The sequence below is a fragment of the Paraburkholderia sp. UYCP14C genome (genome assembly GCF_004197395.1).
In the GTDB taxonomy this organism is placed as follows: Bacteria; Pseudomonadota; Gammaproteobacteria; order Burkholderiales; family Burkholderiaceae; genus Paraburkholderia.
The window spans coordinates 77,651-99,791 of the sequence record NZ_SELS01000027.1; the positions used below are offsets into that span (position 1 = coordinate 77,651).

Consider the following 22,141-nt stretch of genomic DNA (forward strand, 5'->3'; position numbering starts at 1 on the left):
GCGACGGACGCGGGCGTGGCCGGTGCGCCGCGCTTCGTGCCCGCCGCGCCTGGGGATTTCCTCTATGGTGCGCGATGGCCGTCCCGCGCACTATTCGCACATCGCAGCGCCTCGGCGCTTTTTTTTGAGGTGGTTTTGGAACCGGTTCCAAGCGCCAGTTTCACGACAGATTCGAGTGAGTTCGACATGGCTGATGCAGTAGAGATCGTGATCGTCGCCAGCGCGTTCGGCATGAGCGCGGTGCGTGCCGACGGCCATCTGAAATGGGCGCAGGCGGCAAGGCGCGCCGGCGCAGCGGGTTTCGAGGTGCGCCGCGAGTTGTTCGCGAGCGACGCGGACACCGACCCGCAACGACTGCGCGCGCTCGGCGCGGCGCTGGCCGATCTCGGCCTGTGGTCGGTGTTTTCGACCCCGGCATCGTTGTACGCGGCGAACGGCCAGCTCGATATCGACGCGCTGTGTCTCGCGCTCGACGAAGCGACCGCGCTCGGCGCGCGCTTCGTCAAGCTGCAACTCGGCGGCTTCGCGGGCGAGGCTCACGGCGCGGCCATCGTCGCGCAGGTCGCGAGCGGTTCGGGCGTCAAGGGCGGCGCGCAGCCACGGCTCGTCGTCGAAAACGGGCAACTGGCGCAGGGCGGCTCGCCCGCGCAGTTCGTCGAGCTGTTCGACGCGCTCGCGCGTGAAGGCCACGCGGGCGCGCTCGGCATGACCTTCGATACCGGCAACTGGGCGTGGCTCGACGTCGCGCCGCTGCGGATAGCGCCGCAGCTTGCGCCGTACGTCGAGTACATCCATTGCAAGAGCACGACGGGCGAGGGCGCGCGGCGCTTTGCAATCGCGCCGGCCGACGATGACGCGCCGTTCCGCGCGGTCCTCGACCGGTTGCCGCGCGATCTGCCGCGCGGCATCGAGTTTCCGTTCGACCCCAGCCGGATCGACGCGGATGCCGCGCATTATGTGAGCTGGCTCGCGCGGGTGTAGACGCGCTGCGCAACCGAAGCGCCAACCCAGCCAACCACACTTCCCACGCAACACGAAACACCGGCAGCAAAAGCACCCCCAGGAGCCCAGCATGACCCATCCATACCCCGCCCTCGACGTGATCACCTACGGTGAAGCGATGGCGATGTTCGTCGCCGCCGAAACCGGCCCGCTCGCGAGCGTCGGGCACTTCACGAAGCGCATCGCCGGGGCGGACCTGAACGTCGCGATCGGCCTGTCCCGGCTCGGCTTCAAGGTGGGCTGGATGAGCCGCGTCGGCGACGATTCGTTCGGTCAGTACGTGCGCGACACGCTGACGAAAGAGGGCATCGACCAGCAGTGCGTGAGCACCGACGCGCGCTACCCGACCGGCTTCCAGCTGAAGTCGAAGAACGACGACGGCAGCGACCCGGCGGTCGAATACTTCCGCAAGGGCTCGGCGGCGAGCCATCTGTCGCTCGACGACTACGTCGCCGATTACGTGCTGCCCGCGCGTCATCTGCATCTGACCGGCGTCGCGCCCGCGATCTCGGCGAGTTCGCGCGAGCTCGCGTTCCACCTGGCCCGCGAAATGCGTGCGGCAGGCAGGACCATCTCGTTCGACCCGAACCTGCGTCCGACGCTGTGGCCGTCGCGCGCGGCGATGGTCGAAGGCCTGAACGCGCTCGCGGCGCTGGCTGACTGGGTGCTGCCCGGCATCGGCGAGGGCGAGATTCTGACCGGCTACACGCAACCGGAGGACATCGCGAAGTTCTACCTCGATCACGGCGCGCGCGGCGTGATCGTCAAGCTCGGCGCACAGGGCGCGTATTACCGCACCGCGACCGATGCCGCGACGGTCGTCGGCCGGCCGGTCGCGAACGTCGTCGATACGGTCGGCGCGGGCGATGGTTTCGCGGTCGGCGTGATCAGCGCGCTGCTCGAAGGCCGCACGCTCGCGCAGGCGGTCGCGCGCGGCAACCGGATCGGTGCGCTCGCGATCCAGGTGATCGGCGATTCGGAAGGGTTGCCGAGCCGCGCCGAACTCGACGCGCTGGAGCTGGCCGACGTGCCGGGCGTTGCCAGCGCGGCCTGACACCGCCCGGAGCGCGCCGACAACGCGCATCGATACAAGCATCGACGACAACAGGAGCGCGCGCAGCGCGCCCAGATTTTTTCATCATTGATTCGGGACGACGCCGTCCAAGGAGACTTCCATGACCTCATCGCTTGCGATTCGCCGCTGGTGGACGATCATGCCGATCGTATTCATCACCTACAGCCTCGCGTATCTGGATCGCGCGAATTTCGGCTTCGCGGCGGCGGCCGGCATCAACCAGGACCTCGGCATCAGCAAGGGACTCGCGTCGCTGATCGGCGCGCTGTTCTTCCTCGGCTATTTCTTCTTCCAGATTCCGGGCGCGATCTACGCCGAGCGCCGCAGCGTGAAGAAGCTCGTGTTCTGGAGCCTCATTCTGTGGGGCGGCTGCGCGGCCTTGACCGGGATGGTCAGCAACATTCCGTCGCTGATGGTGATCCGCTTCGCCCTCGGCGTCGTCGAAGCCGCGGTGATGCCGGCGATGCTGATCTTCATCAGCAACTGGTTCACCAGGAGCGAGCGCTCGCGCGCGAACACCTTCCTGATTCTCGGCAATCCGGTCACGGTGCTGTGGATGTCGGTCGTGTCGGGCTATCTCGTGCATTCGTTCGGCTGGCGGCAGATGTTCATCGCCGAGGGCGCGCCCGCGATCGTCTGGGCGGTCTGCTGGTGGTTCCTCGTGAAGGACAAGCCCGAGCAGGTGTCGTGGCTCACGCAGCAGGAAAAGGATGCGCTCGCGCAGACGCTGCGCGCCGAGCAGGCCGCGATCAAACCGGTGCGCAACTACAGTGAGGCGTTTCGCAACCCCTCGGTCATCAAGCTGTGCGCGCAGTATTTCTGCTGGAGCATCGGCGTGTACGGCTTCGTGCTGTGGCTGCCGTCGATCCTGAAGAACGGCTCGTCGCTCGGCATGGTCGAAACCGGCTGGCTGTCGGCGCTGCCGTATGCGGCCGCGACGATCGCGATGCTTGCGGCTTCGTGGGCATCGGATAAACTCAACCGCCGCAAGGTGTTCGTGTGGCCGTGCCTGCTGATCGGCGCGATCGCGTTCGCGGCGTCGTACGGACTTGGCTCCACGCATTTCTGGGGTTCGTATGCGCTGCTCGTGATCGCAGGCGCCGCGATGTATGCGCCGTACGGCCCGTTCTTCGCGATCGTGCCGGAGCTGCTGCCGAAGAACGTCGCGGGCGGCGCGATGGCGCTGATCAACAGCATGGGCGCGCTCGGTTCGTTCGTCGGCTCGTACGTGGTCGGCTATCTGAACGGCGCGACCGGATCGCCCGCCGCATCGTATGCATTCATGAGCGTGGCGCTCGTCGCCGCGGTGATCCTGACGCTTGCCGTCAAGCCGGCCGCCGCTGAACAACGCGAGCCCGCTCGTCCCACCGTCGCAAGGAAAATTAGCTGATGAAGAAGATCGTCGCCTGGAAGTCGCTGCCCGAGGATGTGCTCGCCTGGTTGCAACAGCATGCGCAGGTCGTGCAGGTCGATCCGTCGCAGCACGATGCGTTCGTCGCCGCGCTGCGCGACGCCGACGGCGGCATCGGCGCGAGCGTGAAGATCACCCCGGCGATGCTCGAAGGCGCGAGCCGGCTGAAGGCGCTGTCGACCATCTCGGTCGGCTACGACCAGTTCGACGTCGACGACCTCACGCGCCGTGGCATCGTGCTCGCGCACACGCCGGACGTGCTGACCGAATCGACCGCCGATACCGTGTTCTCGCTGATCCTCGCGTCCGCGCGGCGCGTCGTCGAGCTGGCCGACTGGGTCAAGGCAGGGCAGTGGCGCGCGAGCATCGGGCCCGCGCACTTCGGGCTCGACGTGCAGGGCAAGACGATCGGCATCGTCGGCCTGGGGCGGATCGGTGGCGCGGTCGCGCGACGCGCGGCGCTCGGCTTCAACATGAAGGTGCTGTACACGAACCGCAGCGCGAACCTTCAAGCGGAACAGGCGTATGGCGCGCGGCGCGTCGAGCTGGCCGAGTTGCTCGCGCAGTCCGATTTCGTCTGTTTGCAGGTGCCGCTCACGCAGGAGACGCGGCATCTGATCGGCGCGGCCGAACTGCGCGCGATGAAGAAGAGCGCGATCCTGATCAACGCGTCGCGCGGCGCGACCGTCGACGAACCGGCGCTGATCGAAGCGTTGAAGAACGGCACGATTCACGGCGCGGGCCTCGACGTGTTCGACACCGAACCGTTGCCCGCCGACTCGCCGTTGCTGTCGATGCCGAACGTGGTCGCGCTGCCGCATATCGGCTCGGCGACGCACGAGACCCGTCATGCGATGGCGCTCAACGCGGCCGAGAACCTGGTCGCCGCGCTCGACGGCACGTTGACGACCAACATCGTCAACCGTGAAGTACTGGCGAAGTGAATCGCGGGGCGGCGCGCACGCTCCCGCCCCCGCACCGACACGAGCGATGAGCGAATGAGCGAATGAGCACGACCCCGCCCAGCACGCCACCCGGTATGCCGCCCGCGGCGCCGCGCCGCGCGACGATCACCGATGTCGCGCGCGAAGCCGGCACCGGCAAGACCAGCATCTCGCGCTATCTGAACGGCGAGATCAGCGCGTTGTCGCCCGAGCTGCGCGCACGCATCGAAGCCGCGATCGCGCGGCTCGACTATCAGCCGAACCAGATGGCGCGCGGCCTGAAGCGCGGCCGCAACCGGCTGATCGGCATGCTGGTCGCCGACCTGACCAATCCGTACTCCGTCGAAGTGCTGCAAGGCGTCGAGGCCGCGTGCCACGCGCTCGGTCTGATGCCGCTGATCTGCCACGCGGCGAACGAAGTCGAGATGGAACGGCGCTATCTGCAACTGCTGACCACGTATCGCGTGGAAGGCGTGATCGTCAACGCGCTGGGCGTGCGCGAAGAGACGTTGCGGCCGGTCGGCGACGGCGGCATTCCTGCGGTGCTGGTCGATCGGCGGGTGGAGGGGCTGGTCGCCGATATGGTCGGTCTCGACAATGGCGCGGCCGCCGAGCTCGGCACGCGGCATCTGCTCGAACGCGGCTTCGAGCAGATCTGGTTCGTCGTGCAGCCGTTCGAGCAGGTCAGCTCGCGGCAGCAGCGCGTCGAAGCGTTCGATCGCGCGATGCGCGACGCCGGCCGCGCGGCCGGTCATAAGCTGGTGCTCGATCTCGCCGATCCGGCCGCGCTCGAACGTGGCCTCGCGCAGCTGGATCGTGCGATCGACTCGCCGGGCGCGGACGGCGGCGAGCACGCCGGCGCCTCTCCACGCGTCGCGCTGTTCGCGGCCAACGCACCGGTCGCGTTGCGCCTCGCGCTGCATCTGCACGCGCGTTACGGCGCGCACTGGCAGAGCCGCGTCGCGCTGCTTTCGATCGACGATCCGGAATGGGCCGAGCTCGCCGGCATCACGACGATCCGCCAGCCGACCTACGACATCGGCTACCGCGCGGTCGAATTCCTGCACGAGCGCATCGAAGGCGCGCAGACGGGCGCGCGCGACTGCCTGCTGCCCGGCGAGCTGATCGTGCGTGCGTCGACGGCGCGCTGAGTTCCGGTCAATCTGCGATCATTCGGGGCTGCGGCGCGCAGCGGTTGCGCGCCGGGGACTGCAAGGAACCCCGCAAGGATACTCATGGCCGTGCCACCGCTTACCCTCGCGAGCCTCGCGCTCGCCACGCTCGTCATCGCCGCTTTACCGTTTCTGATTTACCGGCAGTTGCGCCGTCCGCTCGCGCTCAGGCCGCGTGACGCGATCGCCGGCGTCGCGGTGTTCGCGTTGTTCGCGATGGTGATCGAGCGTGCGCTGCACGACTATCTGCTGCGTGGCAACGAGGCGACGGCGGCGTTTCTGTCGCAGCCGCTCGCGTTCGTCGCCTATGGTGCGCTGGCCGCGGGCGTTTGCGAGGAAGTGGGGCGGTTCTTCGGGATGCGGCTGCTCGTGAAGCGCGCAGCGGCACGGCCGGCGGTTCGCGCAAAGGCGAACGTCGGTGCGAACGCGGGGACCAGCACCACCGGGAGCACAAATGGCGAGACCACGACTGCCGACACCCGCACCGCCGCATTGCGCGCCGACGATGGCGCGGCGCTCAGCTACGGCCTTGGCCACGGCGGCGCGGAAGCGTGGATGGTCGGCGTGCTCGTGCAGTTCGAGTGGCTCGTATTCGCCATCCTCGAAAACCGCGGCCGGCTCGGCGACTACCTCGACAATCTGCCGGCCGAGTCGGTGATGCGCGTGCATCTGATTCTCGCTAGCCTGACGCCGCAACTGGCCGGCATTTTCGCGCTCGAACGCATTGCGGCTCTGGTGTTCCAGATCGGCTTGTCGGTGCTGATGTGGCGTGGCGTGCGGGCCGGCTCGCGCGGCATCCTGCCGCTCGCGATCGTCGTGCACGCGCTGATCGACGTGCCCGCGGCAATGACGCAGGCGCGGCTGCTGCCGCTCGCGGCGGTCGATACGATCTATGCGGTGGCGGCGGTGTTCGTCGCGGGACTGCTGATACGGATTTACCGGCGGCCGGCCGCGGCGTGAATGAGCGCCCAGGTAGCCGGCGTCACGCGCCTCGCTATCCGTTCGGCGTTTCTCTAAAATGCGCCTACGTTTCAGGATCTTCATTTCCCGGCAGCCTTCATGGAAGCTTACCAATACGACTGCGCGCATCCGGAGTTCGACGAGCTCGCGCGCGTCATCAGCGATCTGTTTCCCGAGCAGACGCAGTTCATCGAGCGTGCCGCCGACGACGGTACGCCCACGCTGACGATTCACTGGGTAGCGATGCGCTTCGGTTCGACCGCGCGCCGTATCGTGATGACGGTCGCGATCGCGCCGGCGGCGCTCGCGCGTTATCGCGCGATGCCGGCACGGCTGCGTGGCCGCAGCTTCGCGGTATTGCGCGCGTACGTCGAAGCGAGCCTGGGCTCGCTCGAAGAAATGTACGCGAACGGCGAGTCGGTCCCGCGCGAAGTCACGGTCGATCTCGGCGACGAGTTCGCTTGATGCGCAAATGAAGCGCGGCTAACGCGATTTCAATCCGCAAGCCGATAGACCTTCGCGAAGCGTGCGGCCTGCACGACGCCATAGTCGCCGGGCGCGTACTGCATGACCCAGTCGCCAGCCGCGCCGTGCAACACGTCGCCGCCGCTCGCCGAGCGCGCGAGCGAGAAGGGCTCGTCCATCCGGCGCGCGAGCACCACCGCCGGGCGGTTGCGATAGGCGCCGGCTTCGCCGTGCGCGAGCGCGGCATCGGCGGGCAGGTACTTCGCGTCGAAGCGCTCGCGCGACACGACCCAGCGGTCGCCGGTCGAGCCGGTGATCAGCGCATCGCCGCGCGCATAGCGGTTCGGGCCTTCGAGGCTCATCAGCTGGCCTTCGGCCGCGGCGAATTCGACGCTTACCGTTTCGTCCTTGACGACGCGTTGGGCGTGCGGATCGTCACGCAGATCGAGATTCCTGAGTTCGGTCATGAAGCGGGTGAGAGGTTAGGGGTAGGCATTGCGGTGAGACTTGCCGCTTGGCGGCGAGCGTGTGTGGGGTCGCTGGGACGGAGAGCCGGCCCAGACGCCGCGCACCCGAATCATGCCAGATGCATGGTGCGGGCGGGGCGGTTTGAGGAGCTGGGGAAGTGTAGAGCCGTGTGCGGCGCGACTACCCTCACGGGGTCCGGGAACGCTGTGGCGGTGTTGCGTGGCTGCCTGAGGAAGCCGCAAGCCGGCCGCCAAGGGAATCGCTAAAGGAACCGCTGAAAGCAATCGCGTCCAGCCGGACCCGCGCCCGCAACGCGGCGAACCCCCGCCGCGGGCGCCGTTTCATTACTGTTTGGCGGTCGCGTCGCTGGCGGCTTCGGCCGCGGGCTTGCCGCCCTTACCCTTGCCATGGTGACCGCGATGATGACCCTCGGGGCCGCCGTTGTGGAACGTCGCGTCGGCGAGCTTCTTCTGCTCCGGCGACAGGCTGCCATACAGCGGCTCGAACGCATCGACGAGCTTCTTCATGCCGTCCGCATGCGCCTGCGCAATCGTTGCGTACTGTTTCATGTCGTCGAGCGCGCTCACGTTGGTTTCCGCCTTGCGCTGCTCGAACAGCTTGCCCATCGTCTCGCCGTTGTTGCGCATGACGTCGGCGAAAGCCTTCCATTGCGTTTCCTGCGCGGGCGTGATCTTCAGTTGCGAGTGCAGATAAGCGATGCGGTCTTCGACGTTTCGTTCGTGGCCCGCCTTGGCTGCGGAGGCCGAGGCCGTGGTGTCCGGCGCCGAGGCCGGCGCGGCGGTTTGAGCGAACGCGCCGCCCATCGAAACGGCCGTAGCCAGCATAACCAGTGCTTTTTTCATCGAAACTCCTGATGTCTGTTCGTATTGAGACTCGGCGCGCGGCGTGCTTCTTGCCCCGCGCCAGCGACGAATAGCGGCGCACCGCAAGCGGCTGCCGCATTCCCCCGTGGCCGCTATTAGTAACACGATATCCGTACGATTCGATGGTTGTGCCACAAACGCTTACAACCGAAACGAAAGGGAAACGGCTCGCACCCGAGCGGCAATTGCAGCGACACGCTGCGCCCCCAGGCTCGACAGTGTGCCGTGCGTCTGTGAGCGCACACCGTGACACAGCGCCGCTGCCAGCGCAGACGCGCGATAATCCGCGACATTCCATACCAACTTCCTTTGCCCATCGATGAGACCTCCGCGCCTCGACCAGCTCGACGACCTCGACCGCAACCTCGTTGCACTATTACAAGCCAACGCGCGCGAGAGCGTCGCGAATCTTGCGCGGCAGCTCGGCGTTGCGCGCACGACCGTGATCGCGCGCATCGCGCGGCTCGAGCGCAGCAACGTGATCGCGGGCTACAGCGTGCGGCTCGGCCAGGACGTGCTCGATTCGAGCATCGTCGCGTACGTCGGCATCATCATCGCGCCGAAGCACGGGCCGGCCGTGCAGAAGCGTCTCGGCAAAATGCCCGAAGTGCAACTGCTGTGCGCGGTGAGCGGCGAGTTCGACTACGTGGCATGGCTGCGTGCCGATTCGCCTGAGCGGCTCAACGATCTGCTCGATCAGATCGGCGGCCTCGAAGGCGTCGAACGGACGACGACGTCGATCATTCTCGCGCGCAAGATCGACCGCGGCACGGTGTGAGTCGGCGCGCGGCGTAACCCTTTAGCGGGTGATCCGCGGATCCTTCGCGAGTCCTTCCCGAGTCCCTTATTAACGCCTTTTTTACGCATTTTCGACGAATCGTTTGATGGGTTCGTCAGAACGTCGAACCTGATGGTCATACCGCAGCATTTTGCGCGTATGAACTGTTTTTGCTTCTTCCTACACTGTCATTCAAGGGTTCGGCCCGAGAGGCGCCGCATGCAACGCGCGGCGCACTTCCCAAGCTCAGAGACAGCACATGGACAACAAGGAGAAGCAGATGAAAGTAGCTATCGTTGGCGCAGGTTTGATCGGTCACACCATTGCGCATATGCTGCGCGAAACCGGCGACTACGAAGTCGTCGCGTTCGACCGCGATCAGCACGCGCTCGACAAGCTCGCCGCCCAGGGCATTCCGACGCGCCGCATCGATTCCGCCGACGCCGCCGTGCTGCGCGCCGCGATCCAGGGCTTCGACGTGCTGATCAACGCGCTGCCGTACTACCTCGCGGTCAACGTCGCATCGGCGGCGAAGGGCGCGGGGGTCCATTACTTCGACCTGACCGAAGACGTGCGCGCGACGCACGCGATCCGCGCGATCGCCGAAGACTCCGACCACGCCTTCATGCCGCAGTGCGGTCTCGCGCCGGGCTTCATCGGCATCGCCGCGCATGAACTCGCGAATCGCTTCACGGAAATCCGCGACGTGAAGATGCGCGTCGGCGCGCTGCCCGAGTTTCCGACCAATGCGCTGAAGTACAACCTGACGTGGAGCGTCGACGGTCTGATCAACGAGTACTGCCAGCCGTGCGAAGCGATCCGCGAAAGCCGCACGCAATGGGTGCAGCCGCTCGAAGGCCTCGAGCATTTCTCGCTCGACGGCACCGAGTACGAAGCGTTCAACACGTCGGGCGGTCTGGGCACGCTGTGTGAAACGCTGTCGGGCCGCGTCGAATCGCTCGACTACAAGTCGGTGCGCTATCCGGGGCATCGCAACCTGATGCAGTTTCTGCTGGAGGACCTGCGTCTGTCGAGCGACCGCGACACGCTGAAGACCATCATGCGCCGCTCGGTGCCGTCGACCGCGCAGGACGTCGTGCTGGTGTTCATCACCGTGAGCGGCATGCGCGATGGTCAGCTCGTGCAGGAGGTGTTCACCCGCAAGATCTTCGCGAAGACCGTCTGCGGGGTGCCGATGAGCGCAATCCAGATCACCACCGCCGGCGCGATGTGCGCGGTGCTCGATCTGTTCCGCGAGCGCAAGCTGCCGCAAAAGGGCTTCGTGCGGCAGGAGCAGGTGTCGCTCGGCGATTTTCTGGCGAACCGCTTCGGCAAGCTGTACGAAGGGCAGTCGCTGGAGGCGATGGCGACGGTTTGAGGCCGCGATAGCTCGCGTCCAATAAAAATCCCCGTACGTCGGTGACGTACGGGGATTTTTCGTTTTTCAGCCCATCATCGGGCCGGCGCCGCACCCTACGGGCAGAAGGGGAGGATTGCTGTTGTTTGACGACTTTGCGATGAAAATGGCCGTCATCCAGCCACGATCTGCGCGACGAGCGCTTCGTAGTCCGCCGGGCTGGGCGCGGTATTGTCGAACATCAGCAGACCATCGCGGCTCGCGCCGCTCGGCACGAAGCGTCGCTGCCGATAGTCGTCCCAGTGCGCGAGCTTGTACGCATCGTTGGGATTCGCGCGCGCGACGATCCGCTGTCGCGCCACGTCCTCCGAGGTCTGCACCCAGACGACACGCAACTTCACGTCCGGCGCGACGCCGAGCCACGCATGATCGAACAGCCGCCGCTCGCGCACCTCGCGCGACAGCGGACCGACGACCAACGCACTGACGCCGAGTTCGAGATTGTCGCGCGCGGTATCGATGAGGCCGCGATACTCGGGGTCGCGCAGATGTTGAAGGAAAAGAGGGCTGTCGCGATCGTTCGGATCGCCGGTCAGCATCGACATCGCGGCCGCGCTGTAGCCGCCGTACAGCGTGTCCTTGTCGAGCAGGCAGAAGGGGGTGCCGCCAGCTTCCATCAGCGGGCCGAGCAGTTTTTTCGCCAGCGTCGTCTTGCCCGTGCCCGCATGACCGCAAAAGAACACCAGAGAAGTCACGCAGACTTGTCCTCACCCGGCCCGGCGGCCGCATCGGGGCGCGGGTCGCGCGCGAACTTGCCGTTGGTCTCGAGCCACATCACGTTGATGATGCCGAAGCCGAGCGCCACACCCACGCCGAGAATCCAGGTGAAATACCACATCGCAGTCTCCTTGATCGTGCGTCCGGCGACGCGGATCGACAGGCATGCCGGCAACCGACGGCGGCAAGCCGCGAGCCCGGCTGCCGTGTCGACGATCATGAAGAAGAACGCCGCGCCATGCAAGAGGTGCGGGGCCCGCGCGTCGTTCGTGTCGGCTGGCGGATTCTCCGCGCGTTGCTATGATGCGGAACAGTCATGCGTACGAGCGTGCCGTGTGCGCCGAACCGGCGCACGCACGGCGGCGATCCACACCGCGTAGTCGGACACTCGGGCCACGATCGAGAGCACACGGGAGAACCAGCATGCCGATGCGCCTGTCTTGCCGCGGCCGAACTGCACGGCCGGCCGGGTCCGCGCGCCGCGCCGCGTTGGCCGCATGCGTTGCATTCAGCGTGGTCGGCGCGATCAGCGGGTTCACGCTGGCCGGCTGCGCGTCGACGCCGGCCGAGCCGGTGCCGTTCAAACCGGTGCCGGCCGAGCGCATCGTCAGACAGGGCTATACGCAGCCGGGCCCCGGCCTCGTCGCGGTGGACGTGCGGCGCGAGCGTTCGCGCGACGTGATCGTGCGGTTCCGCGATGCGCTCGTCTATATCGACGGCGAGCGCATCACCGACCTGATGAACGGCGAGCACGTGGTGTTCTATCTGCCACCCGGCGCGCATCGGATCGGCGTATCGACGCAGTTCGATCCGGTCATCGAGCTGAACTTCATCGTGACGGCCGATCCGCGCTACACGAACCGCGCCTCGGTCACGTTCAACGACGATCATCGCATCGGCCTGCAGCGGGTCGCGCAATAGCATGCGGTCGATCATTAACAATTCGATACGCGCGGCTTTCGCAGCGGGCCTTAACATGGCGGCTGATCGGGGCGCCCGGAAGCGCGCCCGTCCATTCATGCAGACCCCGTCGAGCGTATTGCGCAAGGCTTGCGCGAGCGGCCGGCGAGGTCTGCTTTCGTCTGCAAGGTAATCCGAACATGCTGATCAATTGCGCCGCCTATCAGGACGGCCGGAAACTCGCCGACATCGATATCGACAGCATCAGCGACTACGTCGCGCGGCCCGAATGCTTCGTCTGGGTCGCGTTGAAAGACCCGAGCCCCGACGAACTCGCGGTGATGAAAGACGAGTTCGATCTGCACGAGCTTGCGATCGAAGACGCGCAACACGGCCACCAGCGCCCGAAAATCGAGGAGTACGGCGGCTCGCTGTTCACCGTGATGCACACGGTCGAGATGGACGAGCAGGGCGAATTCGTGATCGGCGAAGTCGACGTGTTCGTCGGCACGAACTACGTGCTGTCGGTGCGCCGCGGCACGCGCACCGGTTTTCAGGGCGTGCGGGCGCGCTGCGAGCGCGAGCCGCATCTGTTGAAGGAAGGTTCGGCGTTCGTGCTGTACGCGCTGATCGACGACGTGGTCGACCGTTATTTCCCGGTCGTCGAGGCGATGAGCACCGAGCTCGAAACGCTCGAGGACCGCATCTTCGAGAAGAACGATTCGGCCGCCTCGCGCGCGATCGTGCAGGACCTGTACACGATGAAGCGCCGGCTGGTGATCCTGCAGCACCATATCGTGCCGCTGCAGGAAGCGGTCGGCAAACTGACGGGCGGGCGCATTCCGGCCATCTGCGCCGGCATGCAGGCGTACTTCCGCGACGTCTACGATCACCTCGACCGGATCGTCAGAATCATCGAGGGGCGCCGCGAAATCGTCGTCACGGCAGTGCAGGTGAACCTCGGCATGATCTCGCTCGCCGAGAGCGAAATCACCAAGCGGCTCGGCTCGTTCGCGGCGCTGTTCGCGGTGCCGACGATGATCGCCGGTATCTACGGGGATGAACTTCGAGCGCATTCCCGAGCTGCATTTCAAGTTCGGCTATCCGGTCGTGCTGGTCGTGATGCTGGCGATCGACTTCGTGCTGTACCGGCGTTTTCGCAAGGCCGGCTGGCTGTAGCGCGCGCACCTTTCGATTTCCTCGCGGTTTCGCTTGCAGCGCGCCCGATACCAGGCCAGCATAAGCGGCCGGTACGTCGCGCCGCATGCGACGCACCGGCGTCATCGACTGCACGGACTGAGCGAGGGGAGCTTGCTACACACTGCCCGGATCCATCGAGCGCATTGCGGCGCCGCGGAAATTGCGCGCCGGTGCATTGCAACACCGCGATTCGTTGACATTCCGAAAGGCGTGCGCTGAGAATAGCCATCGCAAACGTTTGCGCATCAGAAAAATACGGCTCGCCCGCGAGCCTGATAACCTGGAGATACGCATGAGCCATCGAACCCGCCGTCGCATTCTTGCCGCCGTAGTTCTCGCCACCGCCTCCGCCGTCCTGCCTTTTTCCGTCGCCTACGCGCAGAACGCCCCGGCTCATAAGCCGAAGGTCGCGCTCGTGATGAAGTCGCTCGCCAACGAGTTCTTCCTGACCATGGAGACCGGCGCGAAGGACTACCAGAAGCACAACCCCGACAAGTTCGACCTGATCACCAACGGCATCAAGGACGAAACCGACACCGCCAACCAGATCCGCATCGTCGAGCAGATGATCGTGTCGAAGGTCGACGCGATCGTGCTCGCGCCGGCCGATTCGAAGGCGCTCGTGCCGGTCGTCAAGAAGGCGGTCGACGCGGGCATCATCGTCGTCAACATCGACAACCGGCTCGATCAGGACGTGCTGAAGTCGAAAGACCTGAACGTGCCGTTCGTCGGCCCCGACAACCGCAAGGGCGCGCGCCTCGTCGGCGACTACCTCGCGAAGCGCCTGAAGGCCGGCGACGAGGTCGGCATCCTCGAAGGCGTGTCGACCACCACCAACGCGCAGCAGCGTACCGCCGGCTTCAAGGATGCGATGCAGGCGGTCGGCGCGAAGATCGTGTCGGTGCAGTCGGGCGAGTGGGAAATCGACAAGGGCAACGCGGTCGCGTCGGCGATGCTCAACGAGTATCCGAACCTGAAGGCGCTGCTCGCCGGCAACGACAACATGGCGATCGGCGCGGTGTCGGCCGTGCGCGCGGCGGGCAAGCAGGGCAAGGTGATGGTGGTCGGCTACGACAACATCAATGCGATCCATCCGATGCTGAAGGACGGCCGCGTGCTCGCCACCGCCGACCAGTACGCGGCGAAGCAGGCCGTGTTCGGCATCGATACCGCGTTGAAGGCGTTGAGCGAACACAAGAAACAGTCGGAGTTGTCGGGCGTCGTCGAAACACCGGTCGTTCTGGTGACGAAAGAGACGCTGAAGTAAGCGCGGCGCGCCCGGCCTGAAGCCTGCGCCGGGCGCCGCTGGAGCTGCGTGCGGGAAGCCGCGATAGCCGCAATCGCCGCGACGAAGCGCGCGAACCGCATGCTTCAGCGGCAATCCGGCAACCCGCCGGTCCGCTTTTATTCAACGAACGCTCAAGAATCCCGCCGCGCCGCCGTTAATTCCAGAGATAAGCGTCATGACGGCGGCTCGCGTGGTGAGAGGAAGCGCGGCCGCGAGCACCCGCGCATTTCGCGCGAGCGTGCAGGCATGACTCGTGGCAGCCGGGCGCGGTGTGCCGTGCGGCAAGCACGGTCGGCCGCCGAAGCGCCGCGAAGGCGCAAGAAGCGCCATGCAACCAGGAGCGCGATGGATTCAACCGACCACGACGCCTTGCCTGTCGTACTGACCGTCAGCGGCATCGGCAAGACGTATGCCGAACCGGTGCTCGCCGACGTATCGTTGTCGCTGCGAGCAGGCAAGGTATTGGCGTTGACCGGCGAGAACGGCGCGGGCAAGAGCACGCTGTCGAAGATCGTCGGCGGGCTGGTCGAGCCGAGCGCGGGCACGATGCAGCTGGCCGGCGCGCCGTACGCGCCCGCGAGCCGCACCGAGGCCGAGGCGCTCGGCGTGCGGATGGTCATGCAGGAGCTGAATCTGCTGCCGACGCTGTCGGTCGCCGAGAACCTGTTCCTGAACCGGCTGCCGCGCGCGGGCGCATTCAGCTTCGGCTGGATCGACCGCGGCAAGCTGCGCGAGAACGCACGCGTGGCGATGGCGCAGGTCGGGCTCGACGCGATCGATCCCGACACGCTGGTCGGCGAACTGGGCATCGGTCATCAGCAGATGGTCGAGATCGCCCGCAACCTGATCGACGACTGCCGCGTGCTGATCCTCGACGAGCCGACCGCGATGCTGACCGCGCGCGAGGTCGATCTGCTGTTCGAGCAGATCGGGCGGCTCAAGGCGCGCGGCGTCGCGCTCGTCTATATCTCGCACCGGCTCGAAGAGCTGGCGCGGGTGGCCGAACGGGTCGCGGTGCTGCGCGACGGCCGCCTCGTGCACGTCGACGCGATGGCCAACCTGACGAGCGAGCAGATCGTCACGTGGATGGTCGGCCGCGAACTCGGCGAGCATATCGATCTCGGCGAGCGCAACATCGGCGCGCCGCTGTTGAAAGTGGAGCGGCTCGCGCGCGGCAAGGTCGTGCGCGACGTGTCGTTCGAGGTGCGCGCGGGCGAGATTTTCGGTGTCAGCGGGCTGATCGGCGCGGGCCGCACCGAGCTGATGCGGCTCATCTACGGCGCCGACCGCAAGGACGGCGGCAGCGTGTCGCTCGCCGCGACGCCGGGCGCGCCGCCCACGCCGGTGCAGATCGACTCGCCGGCGGACGCGGTGCGCGCGGGCATCGCGCTGATCACCGAAGACCGCAAAGGCGAAGGTCTGCTGCTGCCGCAACCGATCGCGGCCAACGTGTCGCTCGGCAATCTCGGCAGCGTCGCGCGGCACGGCCTCGTCGATGCGAAGCGCGAGAATGCGCTAGCGCAAAAGCAGATCGCCGCGATGCGGATTCGCAGCTCGGGGCCCGGGCAGATCGTCGGCGAGCTGTCGGGCGGCAACCAGCAGAAGGTCGTGATCGGCCGCTGGCTCGCGCGCGACTGCCGCGTGCTGTTGTTCGACGAACCGACGCGCGGCATCGACGTCGGCGCGAAGTTCGATATTTACGGCCTGATGGGCGCGCTCGCGCGCGACGGCCGCGCGCTGGTCGTGGTGTCGAGCGACCTGCGCGAATTGATGCTGATCTGCGACCGGATCGGCGTGATGTCGGCGGGCAGCATGACGGGCGTGTTCGAACGCGCGAGCTGGAGCCAGGATGCGCTGCTCGCGGCCGCGTTCGCCGGCTACCGCGGCCGCGAGGCGCTGCTGCACACGCACGGCGCCAACGAAGCAGGGAGTCTGCAATGACCGATCGATCGTGGCGCGACGCGGCAGGTGTCAAACCGGGCAAGCAGGACGGCCAGCCCGGTGGCGCGCCGGACGTGCCCACTGTGACGCCCCCGGCCGATCCGTCGGCGCCGCTCGCGAGCGGCAAGCCGGCCGGCACGCGGCTCGGCTTTTCGAACTACCTGGGCCTCGCCGGCGCGCTGCTTGCGATGATCGTGCTGTTCTCGCTGCTGAGTTCGCACTTTCTGACCTACGACACGTTCAGCACGATCGCGAACCAGATTCCGGATCTCGTCGTGATGTCGGTCGGCATGACCTTCGTGCTGATCATCGCGGGGATCGACCTGTCGGTCGGCTCGGTGCTCGCGCTGGGGGCGTCGGTGGTCAGCGTGGTGACGCTGAAGTGGGGCTGGGGACCGGCCGCCGGTGCGCTGCTCGGTGTCGCGGTCGCGGCGCTGACCGGCACCGTGACCGGCGCGGTGACCGTGGGCTGGCGGATTCCGTCGTTCATCGTGTCGCTCGGCGTGCTCGAGGCCGCGCGCGGCATGGCGTATCAGATGACCAATTCGCGCACCGCGTATATCGGCGACGCGTTCGACTTCCTGTCGAATCCGATCGCGCTCGGCATCTCGCCGGCCTTCCTGATCGCGGTCGCGGTGATGGTGATCGCGCAGCTGATGCTGACGCGCACGGTGTTCGGGCGCTATCTGGTCGGGATCGGCACCAACGAGGAAGCGGTCCGGCTTGCGGGCGTCAATCCGCGGCCGTACAAGGTGATCGTGTTCGCGCTGATGGGCGCGCTGTCGGGTCTCGCGGCGCTGTTCCAGATCTCGCGGCTCGAGGCGGCCGATCCGAATGCGGGCGTCGGCATGGAGCTGCAGGTGATCGCGGCGGTCGTGATCGGCGGCACGAGTCTGATGGGCGGGCGCGGGTCGGTGATCAGCACGTTTTTCGGCGTGCTGATCATTTCGGTGCTGGCGGCGGGCCTCGCGCAGATCGGCGCGAACGAGCCGACCAAGCGCATGATCACCGGCGCGGTGATCGTGGTGGCCGTGGTGCTCGATACGTACCGCAGCCGCCGCAAACGCGCCTGAGGTGTGCGCGTCGGCGCAACGATGAATCAGTGTGGTCTGTCTTCGATGAAGACGTCCGCGGGTCGCCAGGCGGTGCGGCCGGCGGGAACAACAGGCAGTGGGAGAGCAACAGGTTATGGCGACGATCAAGGATGTAGCGGCCGTGGCGGGTGTGTCGTTCACGACGGTATCGCACGTCGTAAACAACTCGCGGCCGGTGTCGGCCGATGTGCGTGCGAAAGTCGAGCACGCGATCCGTCAACTGCACTATGTGCCGTCGGCGGTCGCGCGTTCGCTGAAGGCGCGCGCGACCGCGACGATCGGACTGGTGGTGCCGAACAGCACCAACCCGTATTTCGCGGAGCTCGCGCGCGGCATCGAGGACGGCTGCGCGCGCAACGGCTACTGCGTGTTCTTCTGCAACTCCGACGATGACCCCGCGAAGCAGCGCAACTATCTGCGCGTGCTGCAGGAAAAGCGCATCGACGGGCTGATCGTCGCGTCCGCCGGCGACGACGCCGTGCTCGCGCAGACCCTCGCCGACTCGCGCGAGCCGCTCGTCGTGGTGGACCGCAACATCGAAGGAATCAACGCTGACCTCGTGCAGATCGATCACGAGAAGGGCGCGTATCTGGCCACCCGGCATCTGCTCGAGCTCGGGCATGTGCGGATCGGCTGCATCACGGGGCCGGTGCAGACCGCGGTCAGCGCAATGCGCGTGCACGGTTTCATTCGCGCGATGGCCGAGCGCGGCATCGAAATTGCCGCCGATGCGATCGTCGAAAGCGATTTTTCGGGGACGGGCGGACACCGCGCGGCCGCGCAGCTGTTCGACACGGTCAGGCCGTCGGCGATTTTCGCGGGCAACGACATGATGGGCATCGGCGCATTGCGCGCGGCGGCGGAGCGCAATATCAGCGTGCCGCGCGATTGCTCGATCATCGGTTTCGACGATATCGAGCTGGGCCGCTTCACGTTCCCGTCGCTGTCGACGGTCGGGCAGTCGGTGCGCGCGCTCGGCGACACGGCCGCGCAGACGCTGATCGACCGGATCGCCGAGGCGTCGTCGAACAGCACCGCGCGGGCGCCGGGCCGCCGGCGCGTGGTGTCGCCGCGGCTGATCGTGCGCGAGTCCACCGCGACATGGGCGGGCGAAGGACGGCGGGATCTGGCGGCTTGATGCGCCGCACGAAGGACGCATGACGGGTACTTGAAGGGCGCGTGTGCAATCGCAACGCGACCCGTCGCGCAACGGAGGACACTCAAGTGGCAAGCAACCAAACGCGCGCGCGCGTCACGGTGGTCGGCAGCCTGAACATGGACCTCGTCGTGCGCTCGCCACGCCTGCCGCAGCCGGGCGAGACGCTGGCCGGCCGCAGCTTCGCACAGGTCGCGGGAGGCAAAGGCGGTAACCAGGCGGTCGCGGCCGCGCGGCTCGGCGCGCAGGTGTCGATGCTCGGCTGCGTCGGCGCCGATGCGAACGGCGTGCAGCTGCGCGCGGGCCTCGAAGCGGAGCGCATCGACTGCGCGGCGCTCGAAACCGGCAGCGAGCCGAGCGGCGTCGCGCTGATCGTCGTCGACGATGCGAGCCAGAACACCATTGTGATCGTCGCGGGCAGCAACGGCGAGGTCACGCCGGCCACCATCGCGCGACACGAAACGACGCTCGCCGCCGCCGACGTCGTGATCTGCCAGCTCGAAACCCCGCCCGAATCGGTGCGCGCGGCGCTGGCCGCGGCGCGGCGGCTCGGCAAGACCGTGATTCTGAACCCGGCGCCCGCCATCGGCCCGTTGCCGGCCGACTGGCTGCCGCTGATCGACTACCTGATTCCGAACGAACTCGAAGCCGCCGCGCTGAGCGGTCTCGCCGTCGACTCGCCCGAGGACGCCGCGCGGGCTGCTGCCGCGTTGCGTGCGGCCGGCGCGCGCAACGTGCTGATCACGCTGGGGCCACGCGGCGTGCATGCGGCGCTCGAAGGCGCCGCCGCGACGCTGTACGAAGCGCCGCGGGTCGAGGCGGTCGACACGACGGCAGCCGGCGACACCTTCATCGGCGGCTTCGCGGCGCAGCTCGCGCAGGGTGCGAGCGTCGAAGCGGCGATCCGCTTCGCGCAACGCGCCGCCGCGCTATCGGTGACGCGCGCTGGCGCCCAGCCGTCGATTCCGACGCGCGCCGAAGTCGACGCAATGGGCTGATGCGGTCGCGGCGTGAGCCCGCCCGCAAGCTGCCCGATCGATCTGTCCCGCCAACGCCGCGAGCGACCCGGAACGCTCGCGCCATCAACCGAATCCCGCCGCCAAAACGTCGAAAGTCATGCTTCGACGACTGCCGCCGGGTCGCGCCAACCCGCCGCGACCACGTCCGCCTCCCGCCAATTTGCTTTCAACGTCTTACAACGTCTTTGTTCATACCTTTTAAATGCTTCAAGTCTCCATGAGTGCTGCCGTAAACGGTAATTAGAGCGCTGATTCGAAAAGCGCCGGACCCAACACACGCCGCCCAACGCTGCGAAGGCAGCCTCTCATTTAGTACAGCCCACAGGACCCAGCATGTTGAATAAAGGCATCACGATCAAGGCGCGAATCGGGCTCACGATGGCGTTTCTCGCCGCGCTACTGGTGGGGATCGGCGTTTTCGGTCTGGTCGGCATGGGCCACACGAACGACGCCTATGAGGACACATTCACCAACGCGATGCCGAGCGCGGTGAATATCGGCAATGCGGAAATCTACTCGGCACGCGAACGTCTCGCGCTCGACCGCGCCGCGTTCATGGTCGGTACGCCGGAAGCTGCGACCACCATCGAGCGCGCGCGCATGCTGGGCGGCACGTCCGACATGTGGTGGAAGAAATACCTCGATCTGCCGCGCGACGCGGAAGAAGACCGGCTCGCGCAGGACGTCGCCGCGAAGCGCAACGCGCTGCATCAGCAGCTCGAAGCGTTCGCAACGGCGATCGCCGCTAACGATCAGGGCAAGCTGGTCGAGGATGCGAAGAACCTGCAGGCCGTCTTCAACGACCTCGTCGGCGCCGACGACGTGCTGCGCAAATTCCAGTTCGACTCGGCCAAGCAGGGCTTCGACTCCGCGCAAAGCAGTTTCGCCATGTTCCGCATGGTCAGCATCGGCGCGCTGGTGGTCGGCGTGCTTGCGGCGGCGCTGTCGTATCTGACGCTGAGCCGCGCGATCGCGCGTCCGCTCGACGAAGCGCTCGGCCACTTCGATGCGATCGCGGCCGGCGATCTGCGTCGTCCGGTGATCGTGACATCGCGCGACGAAATGGGGCAACTGCTCGAAGGAATCGCCAGAATGCAGCGCAGCCTCACCGAAACGGTGCGCAGCGTGCGCGGCGGCAGCGAGTCGATCGCGACCGCGACGCGTGAGATTGCGGCGGGCAACATCGACCTGTCGTCGCGGACCGAGGAGCAGGCGTCCGCGCTGCAGCAAACCGCGTCGAGCATGGAACAGCTGACCGGCACCGTGCGCCAGAATGCCGACAACGCGCGCCAGGCGAGCGCGCTCGCCGCCAACGCGTCGGAGATCGCCAACAAGGGCAGCGCGGTGGTCGGCCAGGTGGTCGGCACGATGGGCGACATCAACCAGAGTTCGGCGAAGATCGCCGACATCATCTCGATCATCGAGGGCATCGCCTTCCAGACCAACATCCTCGCATTGAACGCCGCCGTCGAGGCGGCGCGGGCCGGCGAGGAGGGCCGCGGCTTCGCGGTCGTCGCGGGCGAGGTGCGCAGCCTCGCGCAGCGTTCGTCGGCGGCGGCCAAGGAGATCAAGGAGCTGATCGACACCTCGGTCGAGCGCGTGCAGTCGGGCTCGGCGCTCGTCGACGAGGCCGGCCGCACGATGACCGAGATCATCGGCGCGGTGCAGCGCGTGACCGACATCATGGGTGAGATCGCGGCCGCGTCGGAGGAGCAGAGCGGCGGCATCGACCAGGTTGCGCGCGCAGTGACGCAGATGGACGAGGTCACGCAGCAGAACGCGGCGCTCGTCGAGGAAGCGGCCGCCGCGGCGTCGTCGCTCGAGGAGCAGGCGGCCCGGCTGCGCCACGCGGTTGCGGTGTTCCAGGTCGATGACAGCGGCCGTGGCGCTCACGAAGCGGCGTCGGCGCTGGCGGCGCCGAAGCGCGCGGTGTCCGCGAGCCCGGTCGGTGCGCGTGCGCGCAAGTTCACGCCGGCTACGGCGCAGGCGGCGTCGCCGGCGAAGGCATCGGTCGCGGCCGCGGTCGCGCCGCAGGTAGCGGCCGCGCCCGCGCCCACGCGCGCGCCGGCCAGGTCCGCGGCGACGGCCGGCAGCGATCAGGATTGGGAGACCTTCTGAGCTGGCTCGGGTTCAGGGGCCCATAGGTAGTGACGCTGCGGCGCGTCAGAAGATTCGGGACGCGCCGTTCGCTGCAACATCCGTTCCCGTTCGCGCGCTAACCGTCCGGCACACCCGCCGCACCAGCGACGA

20 protein-coding genes and 1 pseudogene are annotated in these 22,141 nt (G+C 67.0%); 17 read left to right on the forward strand and 4 right to left on the reverse strand.

What is annotated here, in order from left to right; all coding sequences use genetic code 11:
- Positions 1-186 precede the first annotated feature (186 nt).
- The 7 genes from EVC45_RS24035 to EVC45_RS24065 all read left to right on the forward strand — a co-directional run bounded on the left by EVC45_RS24035 (position 187) and on the right by EVC45_RS24065 (position 7,029).
- Positions 187-981, forward strand: a complete 795-nt coding sequence (locus EVC45_RS24035) for a sugar phosphate isomerase/epimerase (RefSeq protein ID WP_129960728.1) — start codon at positions 187-189, stop codon at positions 979-981.
- A 91-nt stretch (positions 982-1,072) separates the two neighbouring features.
- Positions 1,073-2,056 (forward strand): sugar kinase, encoded by a 984-nt coding sequence (locus tag EVC45_RS24040; protein WP_129960729.1) that lies wholly within the window; start codon positions 1,073-1,075, stop codon positions 2,054-2,056.
- Positions 2,057-2,177: 121 nt separating this feature from the next.
- A complete protein-coding gene (locus EVC45_RS24045; RefSeq protein WP_129960730.1) occupies positions 2,178-3,467 on the forward strand; it encodes an MFS transporter in 1,290 nt (429 codons plus the stop codon).
- Positions 3,467-4,432: a D-glycerate dehydrogenase gene (locus tag EVC45_RS24050; protein WP_129960731.1), complete on the forward strand. Its 966-nt coding sequence runs from the start codon at positions 3,467-3,469 to the stop codon at positions 4,430-4,432. Before EVC45_RS24045 ends, EVC45_RS24050 begins: the two co-directional genes overlap by 1 nt.
- Before the next feature lie 62 nt (positions 4,433-4,494).
- The gene (locus tag EVC45_RS24055; RefSeq protein ID WP_129960732.1) at positions 4,495-5,583 is read left to right on the forward strand and encodes a LacI family DNA-binding transcriptional regulator; all 1,089 of its coding nucleotides are present in this window, start codon (positions 4,495-4,497) and stop codon (positions 5,581-5,583) included.
- An 84-nt stretch (positions 5,584-5,667) separates the two neighbouring features.
- Positions 5,668-6,564, forward strand: a complete 897-nt coding sequence (locus EVC45_RS24060; RefSeq protein ID WP_129960733.1) for a YhfC family intramembrane metalloprotease — start codon at positions 5,668-5,670, stop codon at positions 6,562-6,564.
- A gap of 99 nt (positions 6,565-6,663) precedes the next feature.
- Complete coding sequence (locus EVC45_RS24065; RefSeq protein WP_129960734.1) at positions 6,664-7,029, forward strand: DUF3022 domain-containing protein; 366 nt, start codon at positions 6,664-6,666, stop codon at positions 7,027-7,029.
- A 29-nt stretch (positions 7,030-7,058) separates the two neighbouring features.
- Here the strand turns inward: EVC45_RS24065 and EVC45_RS24070 are convergent, their stop codons facing one another.
- Together EVC45_RS24070 and EVC45_RS24075 are read right to left on the reverse strand one after the other, a co-directional pair.
- On the reverse strand, positions 7,059-7,496 hold the full coding sequence (locus tag EVC45_RS24070; RefSeq protein ID WP_129960735.1) for a PGDYG domain-containing protein: 438 nt from the start codon (positions 7,494-7,496) through the stop codon (positions 7,059-7,061).
- 345 nt (positions 7,497-7,841) lie between these two features.
- Entirely contained in the window at positions 7,842-8,360 is a 519-nt protein-coding gene (locus EVC45_RS24075) for a Spy/CpxP family protein refolding chaperone (protein WP_129960736.1), read from the reverse strand.
- Between the two features lie 340 nt (positions 8,361-8,700).
- On the opposite strand from EVC45_RS24075, the gene EVC45_RS24080 reads away from it, so the two are divergent.
- Complete coding sequence (locus EVC45_RS24080; protein ID WP_008922942.1) at positions 8,701-9,159, forward strand: Lrp/AsnC family transcriptional regulator; 459 nt, start codon at positions 8,701-8,703, stop codon at positions 9,157-9,159.
- Between the two features lie 280 nt (positions 9,160-9,439).
- The gene (locus EVC45_RS24085) at positions 9,440-10,537 is read left to right on the forward strand and encodes a saccharopine dehydrogenase family protein (RefSeq protein ID WP_129960737.1); all 1,098 of its coding nucleotides are present in this window, start codon (positions 9,440-9,442) and stop codon (positions 10,535-10,537) included.
- A gap of 152 nt (positions 10,538-10,689) precedes the next feature.
- Here the strand turns inward: EVC45_RS24085 and EVC45_RS24090 are convergent, their stop codons facing one another.
- Both EVC45_RS24090 and cydX read right to left on the reverse strand, forming a co-directional pair.
- The gene (locus tag EVC45_RS24090; protein WP_129960738.1) at positions 10,690-11,271 is read right to left on the reverse strand and encodes an ATP-binding protein; all 582 of its coding nucleotides are present in this window, start codon (positions 11,269-11,271) and stop codon (positions 10,690-10,692) included.
- On the reverse strand, positions 11,268-11,414 hold the full coding sequence (cydX, locus tag EVC45_RS24095; protein WP_129960753.1) for a cytochrome bd-I oxidase subunit CydX: 147 nt from the start codon (positions 11,412-11,414) through the stop codon (positions 11,268-11,270). The genes EVC45_RS24090 and cydX overlap by 4 nt, the downstream gene beginning before the upstream one ends.
- 302 nt (positions 11,415-11,716) lie before the next feature.
- Here cydX and EVC45_RS24100 point away from each other — a divergent pair, with 302 nt between their 5' ends.
- The 8 genes and pseudogenes from EVC45_RS24100 to EVC45_RS24135 all read left to right on the forward strand — a co-directional run bounded on the left by EVC45_RS24100 (position 11,717) and on the right by EVC45_RS24135 (position 22,009).
- On the forward strand, positions 11,717-12,214 hold the full coding sequence (locus tag EVC45_RS24100) for a hypothetical protein (protein ID WP_129960739.1): 498 nt from the start codon (positions 11,717-11,719) through the stop codon (positions 12,212-12,214).
- Positions 12,215-12,393: 179 nt separating this feature from the next.
- Positions 12,394-13,372, forward strand: a pseudogene (gene corA, locus EVC45_RS24105) (magnesium/cobalt transporter CorA).
- A 313-nt stretch (positions 13,373-13,685) separates the two neighbouring features.
- Positions 13,686-14,660, forward strand: coding sequence for a sugar ABC transporter substrate-binding protein (locus tag EVC45_RS24110; RefSeq protein WP_129960740.1), 975 nt, complete (start codon positions 13,686-13,688; stop codon positions 14,658-14,660).
- A gap of 366 nt (positions 14,661-15,026) precedes the next feature.
- On the forward strand, positions 15,027-16,622 hold the full coding sequence (locus EVC45_RS24115; protein ID WP_129960741.1) for a sugar ABC transporter ATP-binding protein: 1,596 nt from the start codon (positions 15,027-15,029) through the stop codon (positions 16,620-16,622).
- A complete protein-coding gene (locus EVC45_RS24120; protein WP_129960742.1) occupies positions 16,619-17,695 on the forward strand; it encodes an ABC transporter permease in 1,077 nt (358 codons plus the stop codon). Before EVC45_RS24115 ends, EVC45_RS24120 begins: the two co-directional genes overlap by 4 nt.
- A gap of 115 nt (positions 17,696-17,810) precedes the next feature.
- Positions 17,811-18,854, forward strand: a complete 1,044-nt coding sequence (locus EVC45_RS24125) for a LacI family DNA-binding transcriptional regulator (RefSeq protein WP_129960743.1) — start codon at positions 17,811-17,813, stop codon at positions 18,852-18,854.
- 86 nt (positions 18,855-18,940) lie between these two features.
- Positions 18,941-19,870, forward strand: coding sequence for a ribokinase (gene rbsK, locus EVC45_RS24130; protein ID WP_129960744.1), 930 nt, complete (start codon positions 18,941-18,943; stop codon positions 19,868-19,870).
- A 354-nt stretch (positions 19,871-20,224) separates the two neighbouring features.
- Positions 20,225-22,009 (forward strand): methyl-accepting chemotaxis protein, encoded by a 1,785-nt coding sequence (locus EVC45_RS24135; RefSeq protein ID WP_129960745.1) that lies wholly within the window; start codon positions 20,225-20,227, stop codon positions 22,007-22,009.
- Positions 22,010-22,141: the final 132 nt, after the last annotated feature.